Source organism: Corynebacterium glutamicum ATCC 13032 (assembly GCF_000011325.1).
GTDB lineage: Bacteria > Actinomycetota > Actinomycetes > Mycobacteriales > Mycobacteriaceae > Corynebacterium > Corynebacterium glutamicum.
This window is the reverse complement of sequence record NC_003450.3, coordinates 2,929,760-2,945,627: the sequence shown is the minus strand read 5'-3', so window position 1 is coordinate 2,945,627 and position 15,868 is coordinate 2,929,760. Positions and strand designations below refer to the sequence as shown.

The window sequence follows — 15,868 nt, the reverse complement described above, 5'->3', positions numbered from 1 at the left end:
AATCATGCTTCAAGCCCGGTTTGTTAAGCAAGGAACTGCAGTATTATTTTCTTGTCTATTACTTACTAGCTGTTCTGATTCACAATCACCGCTTTTGAGTTTTCTCGAGGAATCTAATTTCAATCGTCCGGTAGTTAACCTTTCTGATATCTACGGGAGCGAGTGGACAGCTTTCGCGTTCATTTGCGCAGATACGCCCAGTACGTATTCATCTGAAGTGCTTGATCTACCCATAGAGTTGGTTCCGGATTTGGAAGGCTCTGAGCAATCAGGCATTGTATTTTGGTCCGATGATTCAGTTGAATCAGATTTATTGAACCCGTCTGATGTGGTACTTTGTGATTCAACCACTTCTTTAGTAAATAAACTAACCGTCCCGACCCTCAGTTTTTCTAAGGGGGTAAACGGTGAATGGCTGGCTAGCAATCTCTCTGTTAGTCAGGATTCAAAATAAAAATACCCTTGGTGTCAAAAGTTTTTAAAGGAGTAAGATTAGCGAACCTGTTTAAAACTATTTCGGGGTCGAGTTGATGCAACGTGTTCCAGATTGCATAGCGTGGGGAATCGTTGCATTATTCGACTGAAGGATGTGGACCTGAGATTTAGTTACTTTGTGGCTTGGTTCAAGTTTGTGTGGAAATCACGGATTGGGGATCGCGTTACATGACCTTGAACACCTTCTGAAACGGAATTACTGCATGGATAGTCCGTGTCATGTTTAGGGCGGATCAGGCTATGTGCGATCTAGGTTATTCTAGCTCAGGGCGGCATTTTCTAATTTCGTGTGTAGCTTTGAATTGGCCTTGGTGAATCCAGGCTTATGGTTATCTCTGCAGCTATTTCGGGACAGTTGATCCCAGCTTCTTTTAGTTACGGCTGCCCGGTGGGCCAATAATCGCTATAGCCTGGTTGGTCCGAAGGCAGGATATCCCCTGATTGATCGTCTCGAAGAACGCTGTCTTGGGTTCTTCAGGACTTGTTGCACGTCTATCTACATTGCAACTTTTGGGTTGTTCTATGGGGTCTGAACTCGCTTTTGATCCATAATGGGTATTTGGATCGAGAACTCCGAACTTTTGTTCAGGTATCTTGCTAATCTTTAATCACGCTTTGCAGACTCATTCCACACAGTTTCAATGAGTCTCATCCATAGAGATGAGATACTTTAACTTCTTAAATCGACTTCTATATTTCAGCCCACCAGTGTTCATTTCGCGGGATGCGCCGTTAAGACTTGAACCGGCCACTGATCTTGGTCTCCAGCGCAGTTAACAGCAATCAGTTGTCGCAAAATTAAGCAACCTTTTTAACAGGTTTAGAGCTTTCACGAGGTGGCGTCAGATAAAGTGAACACCAATATTTCTGACATCTTCCAACGGAGGCTAAAAGGCATGTACATCCCAGAGTCGATCGGCACCCCTTTGACCCCCAATGCCACGAAAGTGATGCTGCTGGGATCAGGAGAATTAGGCAAAGAAGTAGCCATCGCTTTCCAGCGTCTCGGCCTGGAAGTCCATGCAGTTGATCGCTACGAACATGCCCCAGCCCACCAGGTCGCTCACTTCTCCTATGTCATCGACATGACAGATGCAGCCCAGGTGCGGGAATTGGTGGAGCGTGTGCGCCCAGATTTTGTCATTCCTGAAATCGAAGCACTGGCAACCGATGAACTGGTGAAGATCGAAGAAGAGGGGCTAGCTACCATCGTGCCCACTGCACGTGCAGCCAAGCTGACCATGAACCGCGAAGGCATCCGCAAGCTGGCGGCAGAGGAACTGGGTCTTCCAACCTCCAACTATGAGTTCTGCTCCACTTTCGAGGAATTCTCCGCAGCTGCTGAAAAGCTTGGTTACCCCAACGTGGTGAAACCAGTGATGAGTTCTTCCGGCAAGGGCCAATCTGTTTTGCGTAGTTCAGACGATCTGCAGGCAGCATGGGATTATGCGATGAGCGGTGCACGCGTGGCCAACTCCCGCGTCATCGTGGAAGCTTTCGTGGAATTCGATTACGAGATCACCCTGTTGACAGTAAGGTCCATCGATCCCACCACCTCTAAGCCTGCGACCTGGTTCTGTGAGCCCATTGGGCACCGCCAAGAAGACGGCGACTACGTGGAATCCTGGCAGCCAATGGAGATGACTCCTCGCGCGCTGGAAAACGCACGCTCAGTAGCCGCACGCATCACCAACGCATTGGGCGGACGCGGCGTATTTGGTGTGGAGCTCTTTGTCTCCGGCGATGACGTGTACTTCTCTGAAGTCTCCCCACGCCCACACGACACCGGCCTTGTCACCCTTGCCACCCAGCGTTTCTCTGAATTTGAACTCCACGCCAAGGCAATTCTGGGATTGCCTGTTGATGTCACCCTGATTTCTCCAGGTGCCTCCGCTGTCATCTACGGTGGCATCGAATCTGAAGGCGTGAGCTACACCGGGTTGGCTGAAGCGCTGGCAGTGGCTGAAACTGATCTTCGTATCTTTGCCAAGCCAGAGGCCTTCACCAAGCGTCGCATGGGTGTTGCAGTGTCCACCGCTGAGGATGTGGCTGCAGCCAGGGACCGCGCCACTTTGGCTGCCGCGGCGATCAAGGTTCATCCAGGAAATTCCGCAGAGGCTTAACATGCTGGGAAAGCATCGGGGCAGCATTTCGTGGGTTTCTACGATCCTGCTTGCCATCGGTGTCATCCTGATCGGATACGCGGCGGTAGCTGTTGGCCCGCAGCTTGACTCCGGCGGGGCTGCCGGCTGGTGGGCTTTAGGTATTGGGGTAGTGTTTGCCGTGGTATCGCTTTGTTTGTACATCATTGGGATTTCTCTCAGGCACACCACCACCTCTGAGGTGGTGGCTTCAGGGGCAATTGCTGCCCTGTTTTTCATCAGTTACCTCGTGTGGACTACACCAGTGAGTGACCCGGTGATCTTCCACCCTGCGCTCATTAACTTTGGGTGTGCAGTGTTGTGGTTGGTGATCACGATTTTTTGCGCTTTCAGGAGAGGCAGCAGAGTAGGCATAAAAATTTAACGAGGTTATAACAATTAGCCGTGAGGGTATTAATCAAGGTTTCGGGAGACTAACGTTTTAGAAACAAGTGGACTCCAGCACACCTCGTGAGATGGCAGGTTCATCATGGCTAGAACGACAACAGCGCACGCAGTTCTCATGGCGCTTAGTTCAGTCGGGCTTTTGATGCTCCAGGCCTGCTCCGAACAGGAACAAACCCCAGAACAAACGCCAGCGCCCACCCTGACTTCGCAGGCTCCCGAGACTCCTCAAGCCTCAACAACCTCCTCAGCAAGCTCCACAGCAACTCCCATAGCAACTCCCATAGCAGCCACCGAGTTGGATTATCTCCACATCGATCCAGCAACGTATGACATCGGTGTCCAAGACCAAGAAACTGCCGTATTTACCACTGGCGATGGGATCACAGCGCAGTGTTTCTTCGAGGCAACACCGGGGGAGACCAGCTATCAGATCAAGGAGTTTGATTTCGACGAAACTGCGGGAACGTGCGCTTTTGGTGATCAACACATCAGCGTCACCACGGATGAAAATGTCCGGGAACGCTTTGCCGAATTGAGTGAAACCGAAGAAGAATTACCAGAAGCGCAAGCGACTCTCGATGTTGGTGAGATGGTGCATCTTGGTCACATGGGTTGTTGGGCGCCGAGTGTATCGGAGTTTAGTTGTCTCGATTTCGCCTCCAACCAGGCGTTCACCATGAATGAACAGGGCTTCCATGAGCTTGATCCTGCAAAAGCCACTGAGCAGCTAATTAATTCGAGTGGCCAGGTTCAAACGTTATCGAAAATGACGAATTTCCAGTTCACCGATGGCACCAGCATCACCTGTGTCAGTGAGTTGCAGGCGGAAGAGTTCTTGTGCCACAACAGTGGTCCTGGAGGCTGGTCAACTTCAGCTGGCCCTGCCAACACCCTGTGGTGGAATCTGAACCAGGCCGACTCCGAGTTTGAGGGTGCTCGCCCCACGAATCCAACGCAAAGCGTTTATAAATCTCAACAAATATTCGGTCCGGGATCGTATCTCCTCGCGAACGGTGTGAGTGCAGAATTTGATGGAACCACCCTCACGCTGACCACGCCTCAGGGGAATCAGTATTGGGCAAACACACACGATTTTGGAGCCGGCACACACTAATTTTAGGAGCACTGATGAAAACCAAGTGGTTAGCGATCATTCCATTCGTGGCGCTTGCGGTGGTTGCATGCTCTGATACGCAGCCGCCGGTTACAGAAACAGTGACAGAAACCGCCCCGCAACCTACTTCTGAAACGGCAGCGCAGCCACCACAACCCACGACACCTGCGGAAACGACCACGCAGCAGGCAGAAGGTATCAACTTGACGCCTCGCTACACTCGCCAAAATGTGGGGCACTTTTCCAGTGGTTATCAGCCTGGACAGGTGAGTTTTTCCTCAGCTGATGGAACCATTAAATGTGAGTTTCGCCCCATGGAACAGGACGCACCTATCAACCGGGAGCCCTCCACCGATTGGCGGTTGAGTTTCGTGCAGGGTGCGTGCCAATTCGACGATGGTTACGTAGTGGCGGATACAAATGTGGAAAACAGACCAGGTTTTGCTGAGTACACCACGGCGATTTCTCATGTCATGCCGGAAAATTACACCACGTTGCCGCCGGGAACCTACATCGATTTACACACCATGGCTTGTTTCACCGAGTCTGCCGATGAAATTTCCTGCATTAAGTACGCGACCAATGAAACATTCCGCATCAGCGCGCAGGGTTTTGAGATGCTCTCAAATGCCCAGCGCGACGCGGAACTAACCACACAAGGTGGCTTGTACCAGGCATTTTCCAACATCGCGGAATTACGGTTCAGTGACGGCAACGCCATGTCATGTTTCTTTGACGCGCCGGGATCGCAAGATTTCTGGTGCCAAACACTCAGCACCCCCGGCTGGGACGACGGCAGCAACCTCATTCATTTGACGGTCACCGGCGGAAAACTCAGCCTGATGGGCACCCAAGTGGGCAACCCCGGCCTCGACTATTTCCGCGGCCGCCAGCTCATTGAGGCGCCAAATTCGCTTCTCGACGCCTCCCTCTCCGTAACACTCGACGGCGATCGGGTGCGTTTCCGCACCGCGACCGGCGAGGAGATGTGGGTGAGTTCCAGTGACTACGGATTAGGCGTCTAGGTCTGAGAACCTTTCAAGCTCATCAGCCTTGAGCAACATCGGAAGGTGAGGAACACCCGAGTCAAGGTATTCCTCACCCAAGACCTCAAAGCCGTATTCTGCGTAGAAATCTACCAAAGGCTTCTGCGCGGTCAGGACAACATCGCGGTCGGGGTACTGCTCATATGCAAGACGCAGCGCGTTGCGCATGAGCTCACCTGAGAGCCCCGAGCCCCGCCCTTCCTGTGCCACCGCTACGCGGCCGAGTTGTGAGAGCGGGGTGGCGTCGTCAAGCGAAATGCCCTTGCCGGTGTACGCCTTAAGCTCGGCGGCGGTGATGGGCGCGAGGCGTGCGCAGCCGATGAGGTTGGTTGGGGTGGCGTCGGCGCGCTCCCAAACCAGGATGTGATTGGTGGTTGGGGCAGCATCGGTGTCATCGATCTCCGCGTACGGAGTCTGCTGCTCGTGGACGAAAATATCTACACGAAGTTTGTACAATTTGTGTACTTCGAGGGAGCCAAGCTCCTGAAGATTGGAAACTGCAAAGTATCGGGTCATGACAAAAGACTAGCCTGCAAACCTACTAAGTAGACAGTCGAGGGACGAGCATTCACCGGATATTCACTAATAGAGTGCACACAGGGCGCTGTGGATTAACCTCCAACAGCGCCCTTTTTTGAGGCTTTAAGCGACTTTAGATGTCGTATTCTGGACGAGCATGGCGCACCATGTCATTCCACTCAACGATCTTCTTGCGCTCGCGGCCCTCAGGCTCACCCAGCGCGCGCTCCGCAGCATCCAGCAGGTGCCAGCCATCCCATGTGGTGAACGCAACCTTGCGCTCATCGAGGAACTCAATGATGGACTCCAACTCAGGCTTTGCAGGCGCAGGCAAAGAACCAGCAGCGTGATCAGCAAGCAGCATCTCAGTGGTTTCCTTGGCGTCGGACTTGGTGTTGCCGATCAGTCCAATTGGGCCACGCTTGATCCAGCCAGTGGCGTACAGGCCAGTGATGGGGGAGCCGACCTCAGGATCGATGATGTGGCCGCCGTCGTTGGGGACAACCGCGCGCTCATCGTCAAAAGGAACACCCTCGATCGCATCAGAACGGTAACCTACCGCGCGGTAAACTGACTGCATATCCCAGGTCTTGAACTCGCCGGTGCCAGTCACGCCACCGTTGCCGTCCAGCTGAGTACGCTCAGTCTTGAGGCCAACAACCTTGCCGTCCTCACCGAGGATCTCCACTGGGGACTCAAAGAAGTGAATGAACAGCTTGTGAGGAGCGCCCTTAGGATCGCGCATCGCGTAGCTTTCCAAAGTCTGGCACACGAGGTCCTGAGACTTGGAATCACGACGAGCCTGCTCCGAAGCTGCATCGTAATCAATGTCCTCAGGGTTCACGATCACCTCGATGGTGTCGGAATGGTCAAGTTCCTTCAGCTCCAACGGAGTGAACTTCGCCTGAGCAGGTCCACGACGACCAAAAACGTGCACTTCCTTAGCCTGATTCTTAGCCAAGCTCTCATAGACATTGTCAGGGATTTCAGTAACTAGCAGCTCATCGCCAGTCTTCGCCAAAATACGAGCAACGTCCAACGCCACGTTACCGACACCAACAACCGCTACCTTCTCAGCAGAAAGATCCCAGTTGCGTTCAAAGTTCGGGTTGCCATCATAGAAACCAACGAACTCGCCAGCGCCCCACGAACCTTCCAGATCAGAACCTGGAACCCGAAGATCCTGGTCGCCAGTAGCGCCAGTGGAGAACACGATCGCGTCATAAAACTCACGCAACTCCTCAACAGTGATGTCCTTGCCGACCTCAATGTTGCCCAAGAAACGCAGCTGCTCCTTGTCCATCACATTGTGCAGGGACTTCACGATGCCCTTGATGCGAGGGTGATCAGGCGCAACACCATAACGGATCAAACCGAAAGGCGCTGGCATACGTTCAAAAAGATCAATCTGCACGTCCGTGTCGGATTTCATCAACAAATCAGACGCGTAGATTCCTGCTGGACCTGCACCGACAACGGCAACACGCAAAGGGCGAGACATATAAAGTTCGATTCCTTAAAGGGGTTCTAAAAAATGTGGAGTATGTGAGCGGGGGTTCCACTTGTAGATTCGACTCCTATCGGGGTGCGACTGCTAATGGTGCCCTGCTATCAACCCTCCATGATACGTGGTAAGTGCAGACTAATAAAGGCCAGTCGGGGAGTATTGGGGGCTTTGCTGGGGTCAGATTTGTCACGCTGCGCGCTTTCATAGACCCCATTAATGGGGGGTGAAGAGCTGTAAAGTACCGCTAAAAACTTTGCAAAGGGTGCTTCGCAACTTGTAACCGCTCCGTATTGTTTTCTACGGCAATAAGCATTTGTGCTGCTCAAAGCGTGGAATTGAGATCGGTTTGAAAATTACAAAATAAAACTTTGCAAACCGGGCTGTACGCAAGGCGGACGAACGCTAAACTATGTAAGAAATCACAACCTCCCCTCATTAGTGCCAGGAGGCACAAGCCTGAAGTGTCATCAATGAGAAGGTTCAGGCTGAAATTAGAAAGGCGATGTATGTCTGACACACCGACCTCAGCTCTGATCACCACGGTCAACCGCAGCTTCGATGGATTCGATTTGGAAGAAGTAGCAGCAGACCTTGGAGTTCGGCTCACCTACCTGCCCGACGAAGAACTAGAAGTATCCAAAGTTCTCGCGGCGGACCTCCTCGCTGAGGGGCCAGCTCTCATCATCGGTGTAGGAAACACGTTTTTCGACGCCCAGGTCGCCGCTGCCCTCGGCGTCCCAGTGCTACTGCTGGTAGACAAGCAAGGCAAGCACGTTGCTCTTGCTCGCACCCAGGTAAACAATGCCGGCGCAGTTGTTGCAGCAGCATTTACCGCTGAACAAGAGCCAATGCCGGATAAGCTGCGCAAGGCTGTGCGCAACCACAGCAACCTCGAACCAGTCATGAGCGCCGAACTCTTTGAAAACTGGCTGCTCAAGCGCGCACGCGCAGAGCACTCCCACATTGTGCTGCCAGAAGGTGACGACGACCGCATCTTGATGGCTGCCCACCAGCTGCTTGATCAAGACATCTGTGACATCACGATCCTGGGCGATCCAGTAAAGATCAAGGAGCGCGCTACCGAACTTGGCCTGCACCTTAACACTGCATACCTGGTCAATCCGCTGACAGATCCTCGCCTGGAGGAATTCGCCGAACAATTCGCGGAGCTGCGCAAGTCAAAGAGCGTCACTATCGATGAAGCCCGCGAAATCATGAAGGATATTTCCTACTTCGGCACCATGATGGTCCACAACGGCGACGCCGACGGAATGGTATCCGGTGCAGCAAACACCACCGCACACACCATTAAGCCAAGCTTCCAGATCATCAAAACTGTTCCAGAAGCATCCGTCGTTTCTTCCATCTTCCTCATGGTGCTGCGCGGGCGACTGTGGGCATTCGGCGACTGTGCTGTTAACCCGAACCCAACTGCTGAACAGCTTGGTGAAATCGCCGTTGTGTCAGCAAAAACTGCAGCACAATTTGGCATTGATCCTCGCGTAGCCATCTTGTCCTACTCCACTGGCAACTCCGGCGGAGGCTCAGATGTGGATCGCGCCATCGACGCTCTTGCAGAAGCACGCCGACTTAACCCAGAACTATGCGTCGATGGACCACTTCAGTTCGACGCCGCCGTCGACCCGGGTGTGGCGCGCAAGAAGATGCCAGACTCTGACGTCGCTGGCCAGGCAAATGTGTTTATCTTCCCTGACCTGGAAGCCGGAAACATCGGCTACAAAACTGCACAACGCACCGGTCACGCCCTGGCAGTTGGTCCGATTCTGCAGGGCCTAAACAAACCAGTCAACGACCTTTCCCGTGGCGCAACAGTCCCTGACATCGTCAACACAGTAGCCATCACAGCAATTCAGGCAGGAGGACGCAGCTAATGGCATTGGCACTTGTTTTGAACTCCGGTTCATCTTCCATCAAATTCCAGCTGGTCAACCCCGAAAACTCTGCCATCGACGAGCCATATGTTTCTGGTCTTGTGGAGCAGATTGGTGAGCCAAACGGCCGCATCGTACTCAAAATAGAGGGTGAAAAATATACCCTAGAGACACCCATCGCAGATCACTCCGAAGGCCTAAACCTGGCGTTCGATCTCATGGACCAGCACAACTGTGGTCCTTCCCAACTGGAAATCACCGCAGTTGGACACCGCGTGGTCCACGGCGGAATCTTGTTCTCCGCACCGGAACTTATCACTGATGAAATCGTGGAAATGATCCGCGATCTCATTCCACTCGCACCACTGCACAACCCTGCAAACGTTGACGGCATTGATGTTGCTCGAAAAATTCTCCCCGATGTCCCACACGTAGCTGTCTTTGACACCGGTTTCTTCCACTCACTTCCACCAGCAGCTGCGCTGTATGCCATCAACAAGGATGTCGCAGCTGAACACGGAATCAGGCGCTATGGTTTCCACGGCACCTCCCATGAATTTGTGTCCAAGCGCGTGGTGGAAATTCTGGAAAAGCCCACCGAAGACATCAACACCATCACCTTCCACCTGGGCAACGGCGCATCCATGGCTGCTGTTCAAGGTGGCCGTGCGGTAGATACTTCCATGGGTATGACACCTCTCGCGGGCCTTGTCATGGGTACCCGAAGCGGTGACATTGATCCAGGTATCGTCTTCCACCTTTCCCGCACCGCTGGCATGAGCATCGATGAGATCGATAATCTGCTGAACAAAAAGTCGGGTGTAAAGGGACTTTCCGGTGTTAATGATTTCCGTGAACTGCGGGAAATGATCGACAACAATGATCAAGATGCCTGGTCCGCGTACAACATTTACATACACCAACTCCGCCGCTACCTCGGTTCCTACATGGTGGCACTGGGACGGGTAGACACCATCGTGTTCACCGCCGGTGTCGGTGAAAATGCCCAGTTTGTCCGTGAGGATGCCTTGGCAGGTTTGGAAATGTACGGAATTGAGATCGATCCAGAGCGTAACGCATTGCCAAACGATGGTCCTCGATTGATTTCCACCGATGCCTCCAAGGTGAAGGTGTTTGTTATTCCAACTAATGAAGAGTTAGCTATCGCTAGGTACGCGGTGAAGTTCGCTTAGCTCTCCTGGTTAGGATCCACCACAAATCGCTCTGATCAGCGGTTTTGTGGTGGATTTTTGCGTTTTTAAGGGGTGAAACTGCACGGATCCACCACAGATCCCAGTTTTCCTTTGGAACGTGGTGGATCCTTGCCCTGGAGCTTCACAGGAATCGCTTGTTGGCCCCTAGACCTCTTGGGGTTGCGAATTTTCGTCCCCACCGAACATTAAAAGGCCGGTTTTGGTCGAAAATTTGCTCTAACACCTTGCTATTATGCGAATATTCGTTCCATTTCATCGAATTCCAGCAACCCGTAACGAGAAGTTGAACAGGAAACCTGCAGTAACCCCGCAGAAATCACATCAGCCCCAATTGTCCCAAAAGTAACTCCCCCAGAATCGCTTCTAAGGGCCTAACTCGCCCAAAGTCAAACTAGGGGACATCGCACTCCTAAAGGCCCTTAAATCGCCACCTACCAAATAGCCCCAAGTCAAAACAGCTAGAACCAACTCAGTGGCCGCACGGCATTCGCCATATCCACAAGTGCGTAACGGTGGTGCGGGAACGGTGCAGAACGTGCCTGAATGCGGAGTGCCTCGGAGATGCCGGTGCGCAGGCCTTTTTGGGAGAACGGGTATTCAAACAAAGGGTTCGCGGAGGCGGAAGCTTTGAGTTTTCGCTCTCGAAGCCAGCTGAGGCCTGCCGACATGATGGCAATTTTGATTTGGTTGAAGCGGGGTTCGTTTGTGGGGATTTCGGTGAGTCGGCGGGCAGCCCGTCGGATGCGGGATTCACTCAAATTGGAGCTGACCAGCAACAAGATGGTGGTGAGGGTGGCCATTCGGTAGTGGGTGGATGATTGGGGGAGTTTGTCTAGGGCTTGGACTGCGAGTTCGATTTGGTTTTCGGCCATGAGTTGGCGGGCGAGCCCGAACGCGGAGGACACGGTGGTGGGGTTGGTTGCCCAGACAAGTGCGTAGAGGCGCAGTGAATGGAAGCGGACTACGTGTGGGTCGCTGGAGATGTGGGACCAGGTGTCGCTGAGTGATTCGAAGGCGGAGGCGTCGAGGTCTTCGAAATCTTTGCTGAGGGTCGCGGTTGCAGAGACGATGTCTGGGGTGAGATAGGCGGTGGATTCGGCGCCGATTTGTTGGAGGATGAGTTCGTCAACAGCTGCGAGGGCTAGTTTAGGAGCGGCTTCGCCGGGCAGGATGGTCAGGACGTGGTTGAAGAATACTTGGGCGGTGGCGTAGTCGTCGAGGAGGAGGTAGGTGATTCCGGAGAACCATTTGTGTCGCCAGTCGTCGCCGATGCGTCCCTCTAGGGTTTCGAGCCATTGGCGTGCTTCGGTGGTAAAGCCTAGGTCAAGGAGGGCTCGGACGACACCGAGGGGGATCTCGATTGATTGGCGGTATTGCTCGTCTTCCATGGAGTTGCGCAGAGTTTCCAGGGTTTCGGAGGGTTCTGCATAGGAGGATCCGGAGAGCATACGGGCGCCGGGGTCGGTGCGGTCGATGAGTGGGACAGGCAGCGCGGAGACAATTTCTGGTGCTGTGATGCGTGCTTGTCGTTCGATGCCGTCGATGATGCGGTCGGTGCGGAACACGAGGTGTTTGGTGCCAAAGGTGCTTCGCTGTGGGGAGAATAGTGAGTGCTGTGGCGGGTATTGTTTGCCGTCGCGGACTGCCAAAATTTCACGCAGTACGCCGTAGAGTTGGGTGCGTAGTTCGCTGACGTTGCGGAATCGGTGTTGGGGGTCGTCGGCGGTGGCGCGTTGCAGGAGGCGGTAGAACGACAAATGCCTGCGCAGAAGAGGTGAATTTTTGGGCGAGGGGATGCCCGGTGCGAGGACACCGTCTTCAACGGGGAGGGGCATGGTGAGTGCTGCGAGGGTGCGTCCGATGGTGAAAATATCGGAGGAGATTGAGGGGCCATGGGTGGCTACTTCGGGTGCTTGGAATCCTTTGGTGCCGTAAATGTAGCCGAATGCGCCGATGCCGGTAACCGCGCCGAGGTCGATGAGTTTAACTTGGTCTTCGGTGGCGATGACGTTTTCGGGTTTGAGGTCGTTGTACACTACGCCGCGTTGGTGCAGGTAGTCCATGGCGGGGAGGAGTTCGAGGATGTAGCCGATGGCGAGGTCGACGCGGAGCACGCCGTCGGGTTGGGCTTTGCAGCGGTCTTTCAGGGAGGGGCCGTTGACGTATTCCATGACGATGAATCCGCCGGGGACGCGGGGGTCGTCGATGAAGTTGTAGGCCTTCACGATGCCGGGGTGGGTGATGTCGGCGAGGAATTCGCGTTCGGCTTCAGCGGTGCCTTGGTCTTGAACGGAAGATTGCGCCATCATGCCTTTGAGCACCACGATGCGGCCGGACACATTGCGGTCGTTGGCGAGGTAAATCCAACCCATGCCGCCGTGCGCGATGACGCCGAGGACTTCATATTGCTCTGCGACGATATCGCCCGCGACAAGTTGCGGCGCTGCCACACCAGGTTTGCGCTTCTTTTCCGGGTCGATGAGCAGCTCATCTTCCGGTTTGGGGGTGATGAACGGCAATTCCACCATGCCATCAGCAACTGGGCGGGATTGGCGCCTTACGCGGCGCCGTTCGCGGAACAGCGAAATTGCTTGTCGACGACTCCTCTCACTTGGATCCACCTCTGGGCGGGGACGCAGTGAGGCCGCAGTTGTCTCCGTATGCGCAGATGCTGACCCGAGGCTGTCTTCAACTGCTGGTTGTTCCACCACCATTTGACCTTGGGTGGCTCGCAGATTGTCGAGGTCGCGCAGCAGGAATTCTAGGCCTTCGCCTTGGAACTCATCGTCGTCATCGTCATCTTCAAAAGGGTTAAAGGCAACGGCTGAGGTAGCGGGGGAATCATCCTCATCGTCATCGTCGAAAGGGTTGAAGGCAACAGCTTCGGTTGCTGGTGAATCTGGATCGAAATCTTCATTATCCTTCATCGTTTTCTGTCCCTTCTTCCTCTGGCATGTACTGCAGCTGTGGTGGACCGTAGGACCAGAGATAAGGTCCGAACCAATCGTCGAACATTGTCCACCACATGCGGTCTGTGCGGATCCGTTCAATTGTGTAGTTTACCTGCCGAATCAACCCCGAAGAGTCTGTTTCAGCAGTGGTCGATGCCGCTGCCACTCCATAGGAATGGGAATCGAGGGAGGTATCAAGAATCTCGGTGTAGGGATCCTGTGCTGCGATGCCGGACAAAATGACATCATCGCCCAAAATGACCTGAGCCTGATGCTGCTGCAACGCCATGAGACAATCGGACCAATTGCGAGTTTTTAAGATTGAGGCCTCCGGCGCAATGGTGCGGGCTCGCTGCAATGAAGTGGAGCCATCGGTGACACAAATGGTGTGGCCGGGTAGATCTGCGATGGACGTGATTCCTGAAGATTCCATGGTCAACATGCGGGTTTGGGTGCGCAGGTACGGTGTGGAAAATTCCACCAATTTGGCGCGTTCGTCGGTGATCGTGACGGAACGAATCACAATATCTACATCACCTTGGTCAAGGGAACGCAGACGGTCGGACGAGCCGACGAATCGGAAATCCACCTTATTGGGGTCACCGAAAATGTCGCGGGAAATTTCCCTCGCTAATTCCACTTCAAAACCGCGCAGCTCACCAGTCACCGGATCACGGAAACTGAGCAAGTTTTGCGATTGATCCACACCCACAATGATGCGACCCCGGTTGACGATGCCAGGTACCCGCTCCTCAGGGGTCAGATCATCCGGGCGTAAAGAACCTGGCCAATTCTCTATTACTTCCACAATGGGCTCTTTTTCACCGGGAGCTTCAATCGAAGAATCCGGTGGCAGTGGTGGACCGGCATCGGGATCCAAAGCAGTCAAGGTTTCTGCCGGTTCCACAGGTGTTGGAGTGCAGGAAGCAAGCAGCGTTGCGGCCAGCAATGCAGCGCCGACTCGCGTGGTGAGTGGAGGGGGGCGTCGAAAAGCGTGCATTTATAAGTACTCCTGCAAACGGGGGCGGATGCCGACCCACAAAGCCAACACAGAAACGACAGACAGAATCATCACCATGACGGACACCAACTCCGTGGCCTGCAGGCCCGACTGGATATAGGAACGCATGGAGCTGCGAGAATCCGCGATCAGCTCAGCCAGCGCAGTATCGAGCTCATCAAAGCTGGTCTGGCCCTCCTCATCTTTGTTGAGCACCGCATTGACCGCACCGTTGTAATCACCAGACGCCAACAACACCGTGAACTCATCGTGATCGGCAGTCCATGCAGCAATCGCATTACGAATCGCCGTAATCAACTGCTGATGCTCCGGAGTCTGTGACTGCGCAGTGGTTTCATACTCATCCAGCGCACGCTTAATCTGATTAATCGTTGCGGTAAAACCAGTGCCACTGCCCTGAATCGACTGCCTACGCACCAACGACAACGTCTCCGTCGTGCGGGTCTGCTGCGCATAAATACGAGCCGTAGTCATGGAATTCAACGGCCCCGACGCTTCCTCAAAACCCTTCGTGCCAGCCTGCCACGTCGCCCAGTTTGCAGCTGACACCCATAACGTTGCCGTCATCATCATCACCGTGGCCAGGGCAAACCCCTTGTTGATGCGCCTGCGCGTAATCCGCATCAACCACCACTGCGCAACAATCAACATGGCAAGAGCCGCAAGCAATCCAGACAGCGGAAACCACTGCGGACCCGTCACCGAACGCTGCTGATCAGACACCGCACGACTCGTCAGGTTGTAAAGCTCAGACGCCATCGGCAAAATTTCATTACGCATCATCGCGCTGGCCTCAGACATATAGGCCACACCCACGGGATTACCCGCACGGTTATTAGTCCGAGCAGTTTCCACCAACCCCGTATACACCGGCAACTGACGCTGAATCTCCAGCACCAACTCCATCAAATGCTCATTACTACTATCCGCAGACGCCGCAGTATGAGTAGCAGCAACCGCAGCACGATCAATAGCAGTGTGATACTTCACCCGATTCACCGGGCCCTCCACACCAGCCTGAACAAAACCAGTGGTAGCAGTGGTATCAGCAACCGACAATGATGTATACAGCACATGCGCGTTATAGGAAACAGGCTCCGCATTAGTGATCAAATCATCCAAATTGGACTGCCTAGTATCCGAAGACACCGACATGGCGTAACCAGCAGCAAAAATGGCGATCGAAATGATAATCGTCATCAACGTCATCCGGCCCGGCGACGTATTGACGAAAGCCCAAATCTTGCGGGCAACAAAAATAGGCTGGCCGAAAGTTTCCTGAACAATCGAATTAACGAGAGTGCGCTTAGAAGTATCCTTCTCCGTTAACGGATCAAGCCAATGATCAGGCGAGTCATCGGTATCCAAAAACTCCAACCGGGTCCGAGCTGAATGTGGGGCTGAATGTGGGGCTGAATTTTGCACCGCAGAATCATCCAGAGGATTAGGCACCTCTGAATGCTCCCCATTTCCATCCCGGATCATTGTTTCAGAATAGCGTGACTCATGACATGTTGAAAGTATTGGCTACCTTGATGAATACCCCCAGCGTTTAGCCTA

Annotated in this window: 12 protein-coding genes; 7 read left to right on the top strand and 5 right to left on the bottom strand. The window is 53.7% G+C overall.

What is annotated here, in order from left to right; all coding sequences use genetic code 11:
• Positions 1-94: 94 nt before the first annotated feature.
• From CGL_RS13760 to CGL_RS13740, 5 genes are all read left to right on the top strand, one after another.
• Positions 95-454: a hypothetical protein gene (locus tag CGL_RS13760; RefSeq protein ID WP_227747700.1), complete on the top strand. Its 360-nt coding sequence runs from the start codon at positions 95-97 to the stop codon at positions 452-454.
• Between the two features lie 937 nt (positions 455-1,391).
• Complete coding sequence (gene purT / locus CGL_RS13755) at positions 1,392-2,618, top strand: formate-dependent phosphoribosylglycinamide formyltransferase (RefSeq protein ID WP_003853648.1); 1,227 nt, start codon at positions 1,392-1,394, stop codon at positions 2,616-2,618.
• A gap of 1 nt (position 2,619) precedes the next feature.
• Positions 2,620-3,021 carry a hypothetical protein gene (locus CGL_RS13750; RefSeq protein WP_011015355.1) on the top strand — a complete coding sequence of 134 codons (402 nt, stop codon included), beginning with the start codon at positions 2,620-2,622 and terminating at the stop codon, positions 3,019-3,021.
• Positions 3,022-3,126: 105 nt separating this feature from the next.
• The gene (locus tag CGL_RS13745) at positions 3,127-4,158 is read left to right on the top strand and encodes a hypothetical protein (protein ID WP_011266003.1); all 1,032 of its coding nucleotides are present in this window, start codon (positions 3,127-3,129) and stop codon (positions 4,156-4,158) included.
• A 14-nt stretch (positions 4,159-4,172) separates the two neighbouring features.
• Positions 4,173-5,183, top strand: coding sequence for a hypothetical protein (locus CGL_RS13740; RefSeq protein WP_011015353.1), 1,011 nt, complete (start codon positions 4,173-4,175; stop codon positions 5,181-5,183).
• Here the strand turns inward: CGL_RS13740 and CGL_RS13735 are convergent.
• Both CGL_RS13735 and CGL_RS13730 read right to left on the bottom strand, forming a co-directional pair.
• Positions 5,172-5,720 (bottom strand): GNAT family N-acetyltransferase, encoded by a 549-nt coding sequence (locus tag CGL_RS13735; RefSeq protein ID WP_011015352.1) that lies wholly within the window; start codon positions 5,718-5,720, stop codon positions 5,172-5,174. The two genes, CGL_RS13740 and CGL_RS13735, sit on opposite strands and share 12 nt — an antisense overlap.
• Positions 5,721-5,856: 136 nt before the next feature.
• Positions 5,857-7,224 (bottom strand): FAD-dependent oxidoreductase, encoded by a 1,368-nt coding sequence (locus CGL_RS13730; protein ID WP_011015351.1) that lies wholly within the window; start codon positions 7,222-7,224, stop codon positions 5,857-5,859.
• A gap of 512 nt (positions 7,225-7,736) precedes the next feature.
• On the opposite strand from CGL_RS13730, the gene pta reads away from it, so the two are divergent.
• Positions 7,737-9,122, top strand: coding sequence for a phosphate acetyltransferase (gene pta / locus CGL_RS13725; RefSeq protein WP_011015350.1), 1,386 nt, complete (start codon positions 7,737-7,739; stop codon positions 9,120-9,122).
• The gene (locus CGL_RS13720) at positions 9,122-10,315 is read left to right on the top strand and encodes an acetate kinase (RefSeq protein WP_003862874.1); all 1,194 of its coding nucleotides are present in this window, start codon (positions 9,122-9,124) and stop codon (positions 10,313-10,315) included. The genes pta and CGL_RS13720 overlap by 1 nt, the downstream gene beginning before the upstream one ends.
• A gap of 479 nt (positions 10,316-10,794) precedes the next feature.
• Here the strand turns inward: CGL_RS13720 and CGL_RS13715 are convergent, their stop codons facing one another.
• From CGL_RS13715 to CGL_RS13705, 3 genes are read right to left on the bottom strand one after another with little or no spacing between them, the layout of a single operon-like run.
• Entirely contained in the window at positions 10,795-13,263 is a 2,469-nt protein-coding gene (locus tag CGL_RS13715; RefSeq protein ID WP_011015349.1) for a serine/threonine protein kinase, read from the bottom strand.
• On the bottom strand, positions 13,253-14,287 hold the full coding sequence (locus CGL_RS13710; RefSeq protein WP_011015348.1) for a glutamate ABC transporter substrate-binding protein: 1,035 nt from the start codon (positions 14,285-14,287) through the stop codon (positions 13,253-13,255). The genes CGL_RS13715 and CGL_RS13710 overlap by 11 nt, the downstream gene beginning before the upstream one ends.
• The gene (locus CGL_RS13705) at positions 14,288-15,760 is read right to left on the bottom strand and encodes a hypothetical protein (RefSeq protein ID WP_011266002.1); all 1,473 of its coding nucleotides are present in this window, start codon (positions 15,758-15,760) and stop codon (positions 14,288-14,290) included. It abuts the gene before it with no gap.
• Positions 15,761-15,868: the final 108 nt, after the last annotated feature.

What these genes read in the sequence shown, in the direction of transcription:
- purT (WP_003853648.1), top strand. Translation starts at nt 1,392, where the DNA reads ATGTACATCCCAGAGTCGATCGGCACCCCTTTGACCCCCAATGCCACG.
- CGL_RS13750 (WP_011015355.1), top strand. Translation starts at nt 2,620, where the DNA reads ATGCTGGGAAAGCATCGGGGCAGCATTTCGTGGGTTTCTACGATCCTG.
- CGL_RS13745 (WP_011266003.1), top strand. Translation starts at nt 3,127, where the DNA reads ATGGCTAGAACGACAACAGCGCACGCAGTTCTCATGGCGCTTAGTTCA.
- CGL_RS13740 (WP_011015353.1), top strand. Translation starts at nt 4,173, where the DNA reads ATGAAAACCAAGTGGTTAGCGATCATTCCATTCGTGGCGCTTGCGGTG.
- CGL_RS13735 (WP_011015352.1), bottom strand. Translation starts at nt 5,720, where the DNA reads ATGACCCGATACTTTGCAGTTTCCAATCTTCAGGAGCTTGGCTCCCTC.
- CGL_RS13730 (WP_011015351.1), bottom strand. Translation starts at nt 7,224, where the DNA reads ATGTCTCGCCCTTTGCGTGTTGCCGTTGTCGGTGCAGGTCCAGCAGGA.
- pta (WP_011015350.1), top strand. Translation starts at nt 7,737, where the DNA reads ATGTCTGACACACCGACCTCAGCTCTGATCACCACGGTCAACCGCAGC.
- CGL_RS13720 (WP_003862874.1), top strand. Translation starts at nt 9,122, where the DNA reads ATGGCATTGGCACTTGTTTTGAACTCCGGTTCATCTTCCATCAAATTC.
- CGL_RS13715 (WP_011015349.1), bottom strand. Translation starts at nt 13,263, where the DNA reads ATGAAGGATAATGAAGATTTCGATCCAGATTCACCAGCAACCGAAGCT.
- CGL_RS13710 (WP_011015348.1), bottom strand. Translation starts at nt 14,287, where the DNA reads ATGCACGCTTTTCGACGCCCCCCTCCACTCACCACGCGAGTCGGCGCT.